Origin of the sequence: Thermocladium sp. ECH_B (genome assembly GCA_001516585.1) — an archaeon.
GTDB lineage: Archaea > Thermoproteota > Thermoprotei > Thermoproteales > Thermocladiaceae > Thermocladium.
In genome coordinates this window covers 1-14,920 of sequence record LOBW01000044.1, presented here as the reverse complement: position 1 = coordinate 14,920, position 14,920 = coordinate 1, and the positions used below count along the sequence as shown (strand labels likewise).

Genomic DNA, 14,920 nt, shown 5'->3' with positions numbered 1-14,920 from the left:
CTTGAACCAGTTCTTAGATAGAAATTTCTTCCTAGATAGCTCCTTATGCAACCTTCTCACCTTCTTGAGCGCCATCTCGTAGGGCCTCAAGTTCGGCACGTACTCCCCATCCGAAGTCACGAGAAGCTTCTCCACCCCAACATCGATCGCTATTACTTTCCCAGTACTTGGCAGCTTTGGGAATTCATAATCCTCAACAATGAACGAGACATACACTTTTCCACTCCTCGTCAATTTCACCGCCACGCGTTTAACTTTCTCTAGTGGGAAGTCCCTGTGGGCAATGACCTTGAAGGCCCCGAGGCCGCTCAGCCTCAACACAAGCCTCCTCCCGCTCTTTACTCTAACTTCCCTAATCTGTATCTTCCACCCGCTCTGCGAATAAACCAAGCTATAGTACTTATGGGGTTTCTTCTCCCTTGGAAAACGCGATAACCCATTGAAAAAGCGCTGCCTAGCCTCATAATATCTATCTGCTATCTGTTGCACCACTTGTGAGTATAATTGTTGGTACTCCTCATCTTGTTTCCTCAAGTCGAGGGCTAGTTGCCTAAGCTCCGTGAGGGTTAATCCTTTTCCATCCTCATGGTAGAAGTATGTGTCTGCCCATCGTAGGGTGTTATAGGCCTCACAAGCCACTTCCAACTGGGCCTTTAACGCCCTCAGCGTTCGTCGGTGTATGCTCTAAACCTAAACCCCACGATGGGCATCAGAAAAACGGGAACACCACTAATATAAAGTTATTCCCCCCTCATCCCCGCCATAAATGGCGAGGCTTCCCCCATGCGTATAATTAATCAAAGAGACAAGTGGCTTAATAGTATAGTTATTTAGGGGTAGCTTGCCGATGCTTCTAAATGATGCCAATAATAGCAGTTCATGCGGGCGCAGGCAGAGCCCGCTTTGATGAAGATGAGTTAATTCAGTACAGGACCGGCATACGTGACGCCGTCTTAAATGGCCTAAAGGCATTGCGAACAGGTAATTCAATTGATGCCGTGGTGGAGGCAGTCTCCACGCTTGAAGCAAATCCAGTAAATGATGCCGGGGTAGGCAGCGTATTCAATATAGCTGGCGAGGTTGAGGTGGATGCCGGATTAATGGCGGGCTCCACAATGAAGATAGGGGCCGTCGCCTCAGTTAGACACGTCGCTAATCCGATACGCTTGGCCAAGTATGTGATGGATAATACGGATCACGTACTAATAGTGGGAAATGGGGCGGAGGAACTAGCTAAATTAACTGGCCTATGGGTTCCCGACTTCGTATTCATTAATGAAAAGAAAGTAAACAGGTATAAAGCAATGTTAAAGGATGCTATGGGGGGCGGTTCCCCTTACAGAATGGTCTTTAATCTAGCTAAGGAGGCCGGCTTAATGGATACAGTAGGCGCCGTATCTCTGGATTCAGAGGGCAATCTAGCTGCCGCGACATCCACTGGAGGAGTTTGGTTAAAATGGAGAGGCCGCGTCGGTGATTCCCCTATTCCTGGGGCTGGTTATTGGGCTGATAAATTATGTGCATTCTCCGCCACAGGACTTGGAGAGATCATAATAAGACATATGGCCTCAATGAGGGCCGCTATGTTAATTAAGGAAGGAAAAGACATAATCGCGTCAATTAATGAGGTGGTTAACAGCGCGAGTAGGGACTTTGGTCAGGGCACCATTGGTTTATTAGGAATAGATGCGAAAGGAAATATTCATGCAGGATTTAATACCGAAATGATGGGGCGAGGCTACATGCGGCTCGACATGAGGGAACCAATGATAGCCATCTATGCAAGCGAACCATTCCCATAGATGGGAAACCCATTAGAGCTGGGACGAAGTATTAGCGGTAAATTGTATTCCAACCGGATATTACATCAATAGCACTATATTTCCTAACAATCTTCTCGCTTGGCTTACTATCGCTCCACTCCCTCTTAATCACGGATCCGCAACAATCGATATAATTCATGTCATCAATCAATTCAATTGCTTCTCTAAATGGTCTATTCGTGAAATTAGATAGGTAATTACCTGCAGCAAGCCTTGCTCTCCAAGTTACGTATTCAATATCCTCCCCGGTATTCAGCAACACTATCCTAGAGTCAAAGTATAGTGGTCTGCCAAGCTTAATTGATAGATATGATGATGCAATTCCTGAGGATACAGATACTAACTTGAATTCACGGCCATCGAATGGTACGTAGCTGCCTAGGAACAGATTTATCTCGTCTGAGACCACATACGCCGCTATTGCGCCTAATCTTTTCATTAATTCTATTGCTGTGTCCTCCATGGCTTCCCTCACCCTCTCATCTCGCGGCTTCTTGAAATCACTTAGGTTTACGCTGAATGAAACGCCATCCAACCTAATTACCAGCCTCTCTCCACTAACTTTGTAACTCGCCTCCTTTGATTGAAATCGCCTCTTGGCTTGTTCAAGATCTATTGAAAGCAATTTATCGAGCGAAGTCAACATATTGACTCAACGAATTTCTTAGCGAGCCTCCTAGCATCCTCGATTGAATCCAGCTCCTCTATACATACCTGCTCCTCGTTTTTCATGTAAACCACATATTTCCCGTTATAGANGTAAATACCGGCATATGCGAAACAATTCTCCTCATTCATGGTTCCCGCCTCCTCTATTGGCGCTGTATCGAATCCTATTCTAGATCTAATCATGTTAACGTATTCCCGTTCACACCTCATGCTTGCTTTTTGCTGTGAATAATTAAAAGCGTTTTGGGAATCCGGCTCCACACGATTATAAACCACCTAATAAGGATGAGTAGTTTACCAAGTGAATTTCGATGCCTGCACCTAGCAGCGAGGTTTTAACATATTTGAAGCCCCAATCCATAACCAAGCACCAAATGAGCCGCTCCATAAAAGAAGGTGAATGTGGTTTCATATTGTATTGAGCCGCCGTTGCAGTTTCGTATATTGTTTGAATAATCTATATAGATTATTATTAAAAATCGATAAGTTAACTAGAAAAAGTAAATAAATAATCTTGCGTAATATTTAAATACAACTTAGACAGTAAGTTATATTAATGTCTATTGAGGAAAAAGATCTTCCATTTGACGAAAAAATAATTATTAATAAATGGTCGCACAAGAACATAAGCATAGAGGATTATAAGAAANTGCATGAGAAAACCATTGAAAACATTGAGGAGTTCTGGTCCAGCGTTGCAAAGGAACTTGATTGGTTCAAGCCATGGGATAAACCGCTCGTGGCTGATCCCCAGCCTCCATTTTATAAATGGTTCGCTGGCGGTAAATTAAATGCCTCATACTTAACGCTGGATAAGCATGTTGCATCATGGAGGAAGAATAAGGTTGCATACATATGGGAGGGTGAACCAGTTGATTCCAAGGGCAATCCAACAGAGGTACGTAGGTTAACGTATTATGATCTATACAGGGAGGTAAATAGATTGGCGTATGCAATGAAAACTAAGCTTGGCTTGAGGAAGGGCGATACCATAACCATATACATGCCGATGGTACCGGAATTACCTATAGTCATGTTGGCTGCCGCCAGATTAGGAGTTATTTTCTCGGTTGTTTTCTCCGGATTTAGCGCAACGGCATTAGCAGATAGGATAAACGATGCAAAGTCCAGGGCAATCTTCACCGCGGATGGCTTCTGGAGAAGGGGAAAACAAGTAAGGTTAAAGGAGGTCGTTGATGAAGCGATAAAATCATCTCCCTCNATAGAAAAAGTTGTGGTGTATAGAAGGCTTGGCATTAATGATGTTCCAATGACGCAGGGCAGGGATCAATGGTGGAACGATTTATTAAGTGATGTTCCAGTCAATGCATATATTGAGCCAGAGCAAGTGGAGAGCGAGCACCCACTTTATATATTGTATACATCCGGCACCACTGGTAAACCCAAGGGAATAGTCCACAATACTGGGGGCTACTTGACCGAGCTGCATGCCACAATGAAATGGGTATTCGACATAAAAGACGATGATGTTTATTGGTGCGTCGCCGATATCGGATGGGTGACTGGACATAGCTACATAGTATTTGGTCCCCTCCTGGAGGGAGCAACCATTGTGATGTATGAGGGGGCCCCAGACTACCCGGCTCCAGATAGGTGGTGGCAAATAATTGAGCGATACGGGGTCAACGTATATTACACTACGCCAACCGCCATAAGGACATTCATGAAATTCGGGGATGAGTGGATCAGCAAGCATGATTTCTCCACAGTTAGATTGATGCATAGCGTTGGTGAACCAATTAATCCCGAGGCGTGGAGATGGGCATGGAAATGGATTGGACGCAGCGAAATACCATTTGGATCCACTTGGTGGATGACGGAGACTGGGGGAATATTGATAAGCCATGTCCCCGGCTGGGGATTAATTCCATTAAAGCCAGGAACTAATGGAATGCCCATACCTGGAATAGATGCCGATGTGGTAGATGATGAGGGTAAACCAATTCAGGGGAAGCGGGGATACTTGATTATAAAGAAGCCATGGCCTGGAATGCCGTTGACCATATGGGGAGACCCCTCTAGATTCGTCAATGTGTATTTCTCCAAGTTCCCAGGAGTATTTTATGCCGGTGATTGGGCTATAAAGGATGGTGATGGATACATCTGGGTACTTGGCAGGGCCGATGAGGTAATTAAGGTAGCAGGACATCGTTTGGGTACATATGAGATCGAGTCNGCTTTGATCTCTCACAAGGCTGTTGCTGAGGCTGCTGTGGTTGGTGTGCCGGATCAAGTAAAGGGAGAGGTTCCCGTGGCTTTTGTAGTGCTTCGTTCCGGTAATGCCCCATCCGATGAATTAAGAAAGGAGTTGCGGGTATGGGTTAGGCAAGTTGTTGGTCCAATAGCCGAGCCATCAAATATAATCTTTGTATCCAAGTTACCTAAGACCAGGAGCGGAAAAATAATGAGGAGATTGGTCAGGCAAGTGGTTATGAATCAACCGCTCGGCGACGCGACAGCGCTTGAGGATGAGACAAGCATAGATGAAGCTAGAAAAGCTTATGACGAATTACGTAAAGAAATTGGTAATACATAAGATGTAGTTATTATAAAACAATAAAACTTAAAAACGCCGATTTTCTATTAGGTATATGTCACAAAAAACAGCTAATCCAGCCGTTCTAGGCCTATCCGGCTTCGCGTTAACCACGCTCGTGCTGAGCGCAATCAATGCGGGTCTAGTTTCGGATTCAAGTGCTGTTCTAGGTCTAGCGGCGTTTTATGGGGGTCTCGCCCAAATAGTGGCTGCTCTCTATGAGTATAAGGCCGGTAATACATTTGGGTACTTAGCATTCTTCACTTATGGAGCATTCTGGGAATGGTTCTTCACCACGATCCTATTAATAAATCTACACGTTATTGGAGCCAGCCCCGCAATAGGCACAGTGCTAATAGCGTTCGGCATATTTACGTTCATAATGTGGATAGCCACNTTCAAGCTAAACTGGGCATTATGGCTAGTGTTTCTNNTATTATGGATAACCTTCTTCCTGCTTGGATTCGGATACACCATGGCCGGTGGATACATGGGAATACTGACGGCATTAGCGGCCTGGTACACTGCATTTGCTTCCGTCATGCAGGATGTCTATAATAGACAAATGCCCCTACTGACTACTGCACCGCTAAGAAAGTGATGGAGATCGTGAATTATAAAAATAATCATTAATTTTTACATGTGATCTATTATTGGGATTCACCAGTATATTCATTATATTGCCAAGCGCGATGCGGAATGCATGCACTAATGCCAGCCTAAAATCCCTTAATTCGGGTTCAGCATTTATTACTGGGTTCCGTTCATAAAATACATTGAAGTCCATGGCCATCTTATTCACGTAATCAATTAGGTTCTCTAGCCTGAGATTAATGGATACTTCGGCAATGGCTTTAGGTAACCCCCCCAAGTCCTTTATAAGCTTGATTTCATCATTATTAAGCGAGCTAGGCGGCGTTGCCTTGCTTATCTGCGGCTTGCCTGCCTTCTCCAGTATCGATGATGCCCTCACATATGAATATTGAATGAATGGCCCACTATTCTGTTTTAAATCAAGCAACTTATCCCAATTAAACTCAAGCACCTTTAGTGGGGAGATTGATAGAAACGAGAATCTAATTGCACCCACTGCTACGGCCTTAACTACTTTCCTAGCCTCTTCAGTTCCCAGCCTATTCTCAACTATTTTCCAGACGCGTTCCTCTGCCTCCTCTAGTAAATCATCCATTGCAATCATTCTACCACGCCTACTGCTCATCTTGGCGCCAGGCATATTTACCATTTCATATGAATAATGCATTATGCGTGAGGCATCATATCCAAGCATATGAAGCAGGACCCTAAGCTGAGCNTGTGGATGCGTCTGCTCAGATCCAATTACCCTAATAACCCTACTTGGACTACACTTATCCAAGCACCATGCAGCATAGGCCAGGTCCCTAGTTAAGTAGAGGGTTGAGCCATCCCTTCTGGTGAGCATAGCTTTAGGTAGGAAGCCTGGGAGAGATAATTCATTAAATAAGCCATGATCGCTGGCGTACTTGCCCACGTCTATTGTAATAGCCCCTTCCTGTTTCTCCACGTATTCCTTGCCGATCAATGCCAATTTATCAACAAGGGACTTCGCTAAGCCGGTGTCCAAGGCAATCTCGGATTCCCAATCAAAATCATCAAATGATATGCCGAATTCATTAAATGTCTCCATGAAGCCCTTAAAGACCATGCTTATGCCTTCCCTCACCTTACTACGTATCTCTGGGTTTCCTTGCTCATATTCGCGTACCCATCTATTGGCTTCCTCAGTTACATCAATATTTCCCAGCGATGATGCCAAACTATTAACTAGCTCTTGATCTTGAGTACTCCACTTACCAAGTACGCCAACCCATTCATCGCGCTCAGCTATTATTTTCCGCTTATCTTCATCCTTTTCAGCNAGCTTTTCTGCCTCAGTTAACCTCTGTATCTCGCCTATTGCATATGTTATCGAGTATATGGCGCCCACTACCTTATCTGGTTTTTCGCCGCTCATTATTCTTTGATTCACAAGATCCTTCACGCTGTGGTATCCTATAGCCATATACATTACCTGTGGTCCACAGTCATCAACATAGAACCTGGTGCTGATGCTGCCTCCACAGAAACGAAGCAATCTCGATAATGTATCCCCAATTATCATGTTTCTACCATGACCTGTATGAAGCTGATGAATGGGATTGGCACTGGTGTGCTCTATAACTATTTTATCGCTACGGCATTGCTTGGACCAGCCGTATCTTTGGCCATTGCTTAGGATTGAATTAATGACTAGTTCGGCATACTTTATGTAATCAATATCTATGTTTAGAAAGCCATTAATCAATTTTATGCCTTTTATTAATCCCCGGGGCTTCAATGACTCTATCACATTTAGTATATTGGGATTCTTCTTTATGTAATTATGAAGCGGCACTGCCATGAAGCCAAAGCCCTCCCTGGCCCTACTTGGTTCAAGTCCACTTAGATCTTCATTTATCATTGCTCCAAGCTCATTTATGATTCCCCTAAACTCATCCTCAACCTGGCCCTCTGGATCATAACTCATGTCAAACAAAATGTTCTAAATTAAATAAACATTTCCGTGAACATAGATACAACTAGTTTTCCTGCATTCATCCATGTTAAGGAACGGTATAAAGCCATTGATAAAAGAACGATAAGCCTCGCCTAGGATAAGAATCCCTTGTTGTGAAATATATAATCTGAGATTTTTCCTAAGCAGAGTAGTTTTTCTTCTTCTCCATAAGGAGATTTCCTAAATAAACAAGCTTCTTTTTTGTTCTTTTGCCCTTTAACTTCTTTGACATAATATAAATATTCACCATTAAATCTAGGTAAGCTTACTTTTCCTTCAATTATTTTTCTCTTATCTAGAAAAATTGCTGATCTATATTCATGGTTTTCTATCCAAGTTTCTACATGAAGTAAATCCCCTTCATTATTTAATTTTACATCAGATATGAGTTTTATTGAATAGGCTTCTTCTGGCATCATTATAAAAATAGATAAAAGGAAAGCATTAAGCATTTCTAATCCATTGGATATCAAAGAATTCATCTTTAGATTTAGAGAGCTCTCGGTAATTTGAAAAACAGAATCTTATAAAATCCATAATTTCTTCTCCATTTTTCCTTCTCTTAAAATCCTCCTATATGACCTCATGAGTCTCATGATAAAATATGAAGGTTCAAATCCTCACTGATTAGAGAATAAGTAGAAAGATTATAAATTATTTCAGAAGACTTCCTAATGCTTTCTGCAATATCATCAGTTGAAATAACTTGTGGTACAGTTAAAGAATAAAACCAAGTTGAAGGTCTAAAGTTTCTCCAACATTAATAATGTATATTTACCGAAACTTCCCCTCAAGGATTTTACTGCATCTAGGAAAATAGAATTACCGTTCCTTAATATTTCTCCTTCATTAACTTTTCTACTAAAGTATTCATCTGTAAAGAAGGAATATATAAAAGAGTAGTATAATGCTCTCGCTAAGGGATTTCCTTTTTTATCTTTATTATTAGCTTAAATAAATCCATACCTTTCTTTGGAACCATTTCACAAGCAAATACTTTACCTAAGGGAGTTACTTTACCTTTCTGGATAGCACCTATATTCTCAAGAAATAATAAGGAATCTTTTATCTTTGAAGGAGAATACCTATATCCATATCTTGCCAAGAGCAAAGGATCTAAACCACTGTAAATCCACCTTAATGCTGTTTGCGGATGATCTAAAGGCTCTGGAGCTTTTCCAAATTCCTTTTTTTAACGCTTTATTAACTTTTTTTCACCTCGTGAATTACTATATGGTGTGGAGAAAAATCTCGTCAATTACTATATGGTGTGGAGAAAAATCTCGTCAATTACTATATAGTGTGGAGAAAAATCTCGTCAATTACTATATAGTGTGAAAAAAATTTATATAGGGTTAATATCTTGGACGTTACAGGATGGTTAGTGAAATGCTAGAAATTAAGGAAATCAATGAATTGGGCAATAAGCTGCTTTCAGAAGATTTCAACACCAGCCCTATCATTAATTCTGCAACATACGATCTAAGTCAAATATTAGTTGATAAAAATTCAATTCTTATAGCGAGACCAGTAGGTTCTGGTAAACTAGAACTAATATTAAAATTAATAAACCTAGCAAAAAATGATAGAAAAATTGTAATAGTTTCCACTAACTATAGACTAGAGAACTTTTTGAAAGATAATAAATTCGTGGATTTTTTACCTATACATATTTCACAAAAATACGTTGAGGATAGGTTTAACGTAAGGAATATTGGAGAAATAATTAAGATTAGTAAAAAACTGGGTACGGAAATAATTAATGAAATAAAAAATATAGACAAAGCTGTGATTATAATTTATAGAGCCAACGATTTATCGCCTGCGTCTAATTGCTATGATATAACCGCAGCAAAGCAAGAATTCTGGTCTTCTCTAATAAATACTATAAAATTCAAGAGAAAATACTAATTTAATCTTGATATGTGATAAGATAGGACAAGAATGTGAGGCCTTATCATCAGTTGTTGATGTTGTAGTTGAGGCAGATATTAATGGAAGATATAAAATAAAGAAGAACATAATATGAGGATACTCAATATAATTTACGCTGTTATTCCGCTATTCTTATCTGCCATATTCACATATCTGACTTATACTTCAATATTTACATTATGGCTGGCTTTTGGAGTATGGTTATCAATGATAATAGGATTCTTTATTTTTATTGATTTTTATAGGCTTTCAAGAAAATCTACTAATTACGAAATAAACTATACAAATGCTAAAAAATATAAAATAGCATCTTTCGTAACGTCTTTTAACGAAAACCCGGAAATTGTGGAAGGAACATTAATTTCAGTTAAGCTAGCTACAAATGACTACGGCGACGTTTACTTATTAGACGATTCAACCGATCAAAAGATCGCTGAAGAGCTAAAAGCGTTTTGCGAAAAGTATGGTATAATATACCTTCATAGAAAGGATAGAAAAGGCTTTAAGGCTGGTGCCATTAACGAGGCATTGAGAAAAGTAGGAGATAATTACGATTTAGTTGCAATATTTGACGCAGATCAGAGGCCTACTGAGAATTTCTTTGAACAAGTTTTACCATATTTCTCAGATCCTAAAGTAGCACTTGTACAAGTGCCTCAAAACTATTCTGAAACCTACTCTGGAATAGCCAAGGCAGCAAAATATCAACAAGAACCGTTTTTAAGAGTAATAATGAGAGGAAGAACTTTCTCTTCCGCGTTTTCTTTAGGTTCTGGTTCCGTATTTAGAATAAGTGCACTGAAAGAGGTTGGCTATATGGACGAATCAAGCATAACAGAGGACGCTGCGACTTCACTAAAACTACACGAAAAAGGTTACGCTTCAGTTTACGTTGATTCATCACTAATTTGGTACGGAGAACCTCCTCAAGATATAAACGCTTATTTAACACAGCAATCGAGGTGGGCTTTTGGGTATTTTCAACTTACTTGGAGGATATTGAAGAGTAATTTAAATTTCTCTCAATTTGTTGACTATTTTTCAGGGAGTTTATATTGGGTTAAGGAAGGACCGCTTGCGATAGCCGAATTTTTAGCCCCAGTTTTTTTCCTCTTATTTAAATTGCCAATAATAATTTTAAATCCTTTAACCTATATCCTTGCTTATATCCCTTATCTTCTTGTTTCAATATTACTGTTTTTTTACGCAATAAAAGGAAAGGGAGAATATGGAATAAAAGGGTTTTATTATCATCAATCGGTAGAATATCTTGAGTTTTTATCAATAACCTTAGCTTTCTTTTCTTGGATAATAGGCAAAAATAGACCTTTCAAGGTTACTCCTAAAGGTGAAGGAAAGTTTAATGTAAAAAGCGTAATTCCTCACATGGTAATTATCATTTTGCTTATTTTATCAATTATAGAAGGATTTCTTTGGTTGAGCAAAGCAAGCTCTAGTTTAGCTTTATATTACTCTATTATAATAAATATATTTTGGGCAATTTACCAAATACCATTTTTAATTGGTGGAATTATATTAGCTAAAATGATGTCAAGGAGAGAAAAATACGTAGAGGTAGCTCTTAACAGGAATTGAATAATTTTAATCTACCGGCCTTCATTAAATAATACTTTAAGTATGGAGTTTCTTCCATTTTCTCCTTGGTTAAATACTCCATGCAAATTCCCTTTGGTTTCTCTCTATTAGGCTTAGTCCTTATAATTTCCTTTTCAGTAACAATTATATCAATAGGTACATCAAACGGTTGTGAAGGTATTTCATCAACTATTTGTATAGAGCGGACTGTTGCAGCTACTCAAGTTTTTTCGTTAACCTAGTTCCCTTAATATTGCGTATTCCAATTCGCTATAACCTTCTCCTTTTCCTACACTATCTCCTGATCTGGTTACGGCAACATAACCTACTACTATAAAATCTACTGGGGAATTTCCTTATAACTAATTCTTTTGCCCAATTTAGTAAATCCTGAAATTGCAGATGCAAGCTTAGGACTAACATTATAAAGTAAGAAAAAATTCTCCTTTAAGCCTAGGCGTCGGAACTAATAACTTTTTATCGTCTGATAGAACTAACTACCTCACTTTTCTTTGAGGCGAGTCTGGATTCACTTTAACTACTTCAGCTTTTTTAAATTCAAGAAGTATGGAAAGAAGCTCAGCCGCTTTTTCTGGACCTTTAAAGTTGGGGATCCTACCAAAAACTGGCCTAGGAGAGAGACAAGCAACTGGTCACAAAGAATTTATACGCATGGGGGAAAGCCTCGCCCTTAGGGGCGGGGTAGCTCACTACTATATAACTGGGATTAGATTGATGCTATTGAATCCAGCCTATGGGATCTATGTACCATTAACCGTATATTATTTTAAAACAGAACCCACCGGGTTATTATCTATAAATGGATCAATAATAGTTGGCGGTTACTTAAGTGAGTATGATTTCCATAACGACACAGTAGTGACTATATCGCCCATAAATTACGGCCAACCAATTAATGCATGCATAGTACCAATAAATAATACATAATACGCAGCTCATGGCTTATTATTCAATTCATTAATAGTATCAAGTTTAGGAAAACTTTAAATGATTAGCCCCCGAAAATGTCGCTATGTTGATGCTGGCCACGCTACTTATATTGATAAAGGCTGCTGGATTGCCATTTATTAATTACACAATGTATTTAGAACCTAACTCCACCTTAGTCAACATTAATCTCCCGATTATTCCAATACCGGGAACACTGGAGGTCATTAATGATAGCGATAATTCATTAATACCCTCCAGCCTCTATAATAATGGGACGCTTGTAATATTTGCATTCGGCGGCGGATATGTCTCCATACTTTATGATGCTAATTATACGTATGACCAAGATACTCTTACATATTATGTGAACATTTCAAGTCCAATTAAATTCGGATTAATGTTCCCCCCAAATATAGTGATGCTAAACCTGCCAAACAACATAATTAGTTATACCCGCATAAATAATTCAGTTGAAGTAACAATACCTCCAGGCCGGTACTCTCTTCAATACATCTATGTCCCAATTCAACAGAGCAGCACAACAACAAGCAGCACCCCAGCTCCAACAACGTCAACAAGTTCAGCGCCTCTACCGCCGCCGACCACCACTACATCACGCCAGGCCAGCACAACCACTACTTCTACCAGCGCAACTAGTACCACAGTTAAGCCAATTAATCAGACCACCACGNCTCAATTCCAATCAACTACGCCAACTCTCAGCAATAATAGTTCGTTCCCAACATCTATAGCCATAACTATAATAGTGCTTGTAATCCTTGCGTTTATAGCATCTATGATCATGATAAGAAGAAGAAAATCGCCCCTCGTATCAGTCTCGTTGGATGATGTGGATGAAGAAATCATAAGGACACTGAAGGATAATGGAGGCACCCTATATCAATCACAATTACAGCAATTAACCAATATACCTAAAACGACATTATGGAGACACGTGCAGAGACTACAGGATAGAGGCATAGTTAAGATCGATAAGGTAAATGGACAAAACAGAGTTACACTAATAAAATGAATTTAATCCCAAATTTGAGCTGGAGATGAATTGAATCTCCAATCTCCTCCCCGCCCTGAAGGGCGAGGTTTTCCGCCCCTTTGAATCCCTAAACTTTATAACGTTTATTTTATGCATTAATTGCGGTATAGAGCTGCTATGCCGTTCCATAATTCTATTAATTAAATCATTNATCAGTTTCATCCAAGTTCCACAAAAATGCAATGGCGCAATCCTAATTAAGTTCAAAATGAGATAACGATATATGAATAACAAGTCAATAATGATAGTTGTGATCATAATAGCATTGGCTATAGCATTGACCCTATATGCATCTACGAATTCGAGTTCGATTTATGCCTCTGAATCACTTAACGGCTCCAATAACTCCTTATGTATTGCAGCCTCAATTGATGTAAACATAAGCGGGATTTTTTATGACAAAATATTACTATTGGCTTCTAACGCCGGTAGTATTAATCAAACAGAATTAGCTGAAACAGTTAACTTAATAAGATTAGCTGAAATTAGCCTCAATGAGTCAAAATGCATTGATGCAGTCAAGTATAGTTCAGCCGCCGTTCATTATGAAGAGGCCATATTTAGATCCATTGTATTAAGCAATTCGAGATTAAAGGATGAGCTGGCTTGCATGGCCTCCAGCGGAAGGATCCATGCATACCTAGATTACTCTCATATGGTTGGTTTAATTCTTCATAATTCATCGCTCATTTCGGCGTCTAATTCTTTAAGCCTTGGATTACTTCTCAATCCCTGTAATAGTACATTAATTAATGAATCGAATAAAATATATAATAAGACGCAATCCATCGTAGCCAGCAAATATAATTCATCAATTAACGCGTTAACTACGAGGCTGATTAACCTATACTTGCATAACGATTCATCACCTAATGCCATTAATGCAATTCGCATTCTCATACATACTAAATACGTATCGACAGTAATTAATGCAGTAAATGGGACTCTGCATATCTACCTTGATCAATTGGGGAGCATTTTATCATCATATATAAGCGAGGGCAATATAACTGGTATTGCATCTATGGATTCGAAACTAAGACCAGTAAATAACATTGTTCTTCACCTAAATGAAGCGGGAATCAACCTATCTAGTGCCGAATCATCGCTTAATTACCTAAATCAAAGCATTAATTATGCAATTATGGTAGTAAGCAATACAAATAAGTCCCAGTTAGAATCAGTTGAGTATGAGTTGCGTTTAGTGGCGAATTCGTATAGGCTCAATGACTTAAACGAAATAGTTACTAATTTAACATCTCAATTAGACTCAGCTAATGAATACTTCATAAATGATACNATGGCTCTTAGCGCAATTAAAAATCGATTAATTATATCCACGAACATCATAGGAGTGCCCATGCCTAATTCAATTTCAAGGAAATTATCTCATTTATACAATTTGACCATAAGTAATCTAACGCTTGCGAATTACTACCTAAACCAATGCAGATCCTCAGTTCAGAATATCACAATCATTAAAGCAAGCCTAGTTAAGGGTAATTCATCATTAATTCCATTTTCATATTATGTATGGATAGCTAGAATTTATTGTCCCCTGAGCATTAAGCTTCTAATCAATGCCAGGAATATCATGAACTATATCGCATATATATTCAATACAAGTAATTCATCATCAAAACCACCAACCAACACCACAATTATCATGCCTAACCCATAATGCATTAGGAGTTGAGCTGACCTCCTCCCCGCCTTTAGGGCGAGGGTTCCCCGAGGTCTAGAGGGTTACGCCCCATTAA

Annotated in this window: 13 protein-coding genes and 1 pseudogene; 8 read left to right on the top strand and 6 right to left on the bottom strand. The window is 39.4% G+C overall.

From position 1 onward, the window contains the following. Positions 1-645 (bottom strand): annotated as a pseudogene (locus AT710_06370). Positions 646-857: 212 nt separating this feature from the next. Here AT710_06370 and AT710_06365 point away from each other — a divergent pair. Then, positions 858-1,802, top strand: a complete 945-nt coding sequence (locus tag AT710_06365) for an asparaginase (GenBank protein KUO91546.1) — start codon at positions 858-860, stop codon at positions 1,800-1,802. Positions 1,803-1,833: 31 nt separating this feature from the next. On the opposite strand, the gene AT710_06360 is transcribed toward AT710_06365, so the two are convergent. Together AT710_06360 and AT710_06355 are read right to left on the bottom strand one after the other, a co-directional pair. After that, entirely contained in the window at positions 1,834-2,469 is a 636-nt protein-coding gene (locus tag AT710_06360) for a hypothetical protein (protein ID KUO91545.1), read from the bottom strand. Then, positions 2,463-2,702, bottom strand: a complete 240-nt coding sequence (locus AT710_06355; GenBank protein KUO91544.1) for a hypothetical protein — start codon at positions 2,700-2,702, stop codon at positions 2,463-2,465. Before AT710_06355 ends, AT710_06360 begins: the two co-directional genes overlap by 7 nt. Before the next feature lie 346 nt (positions 2,703-3,048). On the opposite strand from AT710_06355, the gene AT710_06350 reads away from it, so the two are divergent. Both AT710_06350 and AT710_06345 read left to right on the top strand, forming a co-directional pair. Further along, a complete protein-coding gene (locus AT710_06350) occupies positions 3,049-5,049 on the top strand; it encodes an acetyl-coenzyme A synthetase (GenBank protein KUO91543.1) in 2,001 nt (666 codons plus the stop codon). 55 nt (positions 5,050-5,104) lie between these two features. Then, on the top strand, positions 5,105-5,650 hold the full coding sequence (locus tag AT710_06345) for a transcriptional regulator (GenBank protein ID KUO91542.1): 546 nt from the start codon (positions 5,105-5,107) through the stop codon (positions 5,648-5,650). On the opposite strand, the gene AT710_06340 is transcribed toward AT710_06345, so the two are convergent. Together AT710_06340 and AT710_06335 are read right to left on the bottom strand one after the other, a co-directional pair. Beyond that, the gene (locus tag AT710_06340) at positions 5,639-7,594 is read right to left on the bottom strand and encodes a hypothetical protein (GenBank protein KUO91541.1); all 1,956 of its coding nucleotides are present in this window, start codon (positions 7,592-7,594) and stop codon (positions 5,639-5,641) included. The two genes, AT710_06345 and AT710_06340, sit on opposite strands and share 12 nt — an antisense overlap. Positions 7,595-7,716: 122 nt before the next feature. Beyond that, positions 7,717-8,043 carry a hypothetical protein gene (locus AT710_06335; protein KUO91540.1) on the bottom strand — a complete coding sequence of 109 codons (327 nt, stop codon included), beginning with the start codon at positions 8,041-8,043 and terminating at the stop codon, positions 7,717-7,719. A 958-nt stretch (positions 8,044-9,001) separates the two neighbouring features. Here AT710_06335 and AT710_06330 point away from each other — a divergent pair. From AT710_06330 to AT710_06315, 4 genes are all read left to right on the top strand, one after another. Next, positions 9,002-9,535 (top strand): hypothetical protein, encoded by a 534-nt coding sequence (locus AT710_06330; protein ID KUO91539.1) that lies wholly within the window; start codon positions 9,002-9,004, stop codon positions 9,533-9,535. Between the two features lie 114 nt (positions 9,536-9,649). After that, on the top strand, positions 9,650-11,155 hold the full coding sequence (locus AT710_06325; GenBank protein KUO91538.1) for a cellulose biosynthesis protein CelA: 1,506 nt from the start codon (positions 9,650-9,652) through the stop codon (positions 11,153-11,155). A gap of 672 nt (positions 11,156-11,827) precedes the next feature. Then, complete coding sequence (locus AT710_06320) at positions 11,828-12,103, top strand: hypothetical protein (protein ID KUO91537.1); 276 nt, start codon at positions 11,828-11,830, stop codon at positions 12,101-12,103. A gap of 85 nt (positions 12,104-12,188) precedes the next feature. Then, complete coding sequence (locus AT710_06315) at positions 12,189-13,139, top strand: hypothetical protein (protein ID KUO91536.1); 951 nt, start codon at positions 12,189-12,191, stop codon at positions 13,137-13,139. Here the strand turns inward: AT710_06315 and AT710_06310 are convergent. Further along, a complete protein-coding gene (locus AT710_06310) occupies positions 13,128-13,322 on the bottom strand; it encodes a hypothetical protein (protein KUO91535.1) in 195 nt (64 codons plus the stop codon). The two genes, AT710_06315 and AT710_06310, sit on opposite strands and share 12 nt — an antisense overlap. Before the next feature lie 61 nt (positions 13,323-13,383). Here AT710_06310 and AT710_06305 point away from each other — a divergent pair, with 61 nt between their 5' ends. Beyond that, entirely contained in the window at positions 13,384-14,841 is a 1,458-nt protein-coding gene (locus AT710_06305; protein KUO91534.1) for a hypothetical protein, read from the top strand. Positions 14,842-14,920: the final 79 nt, after the last annotated feature.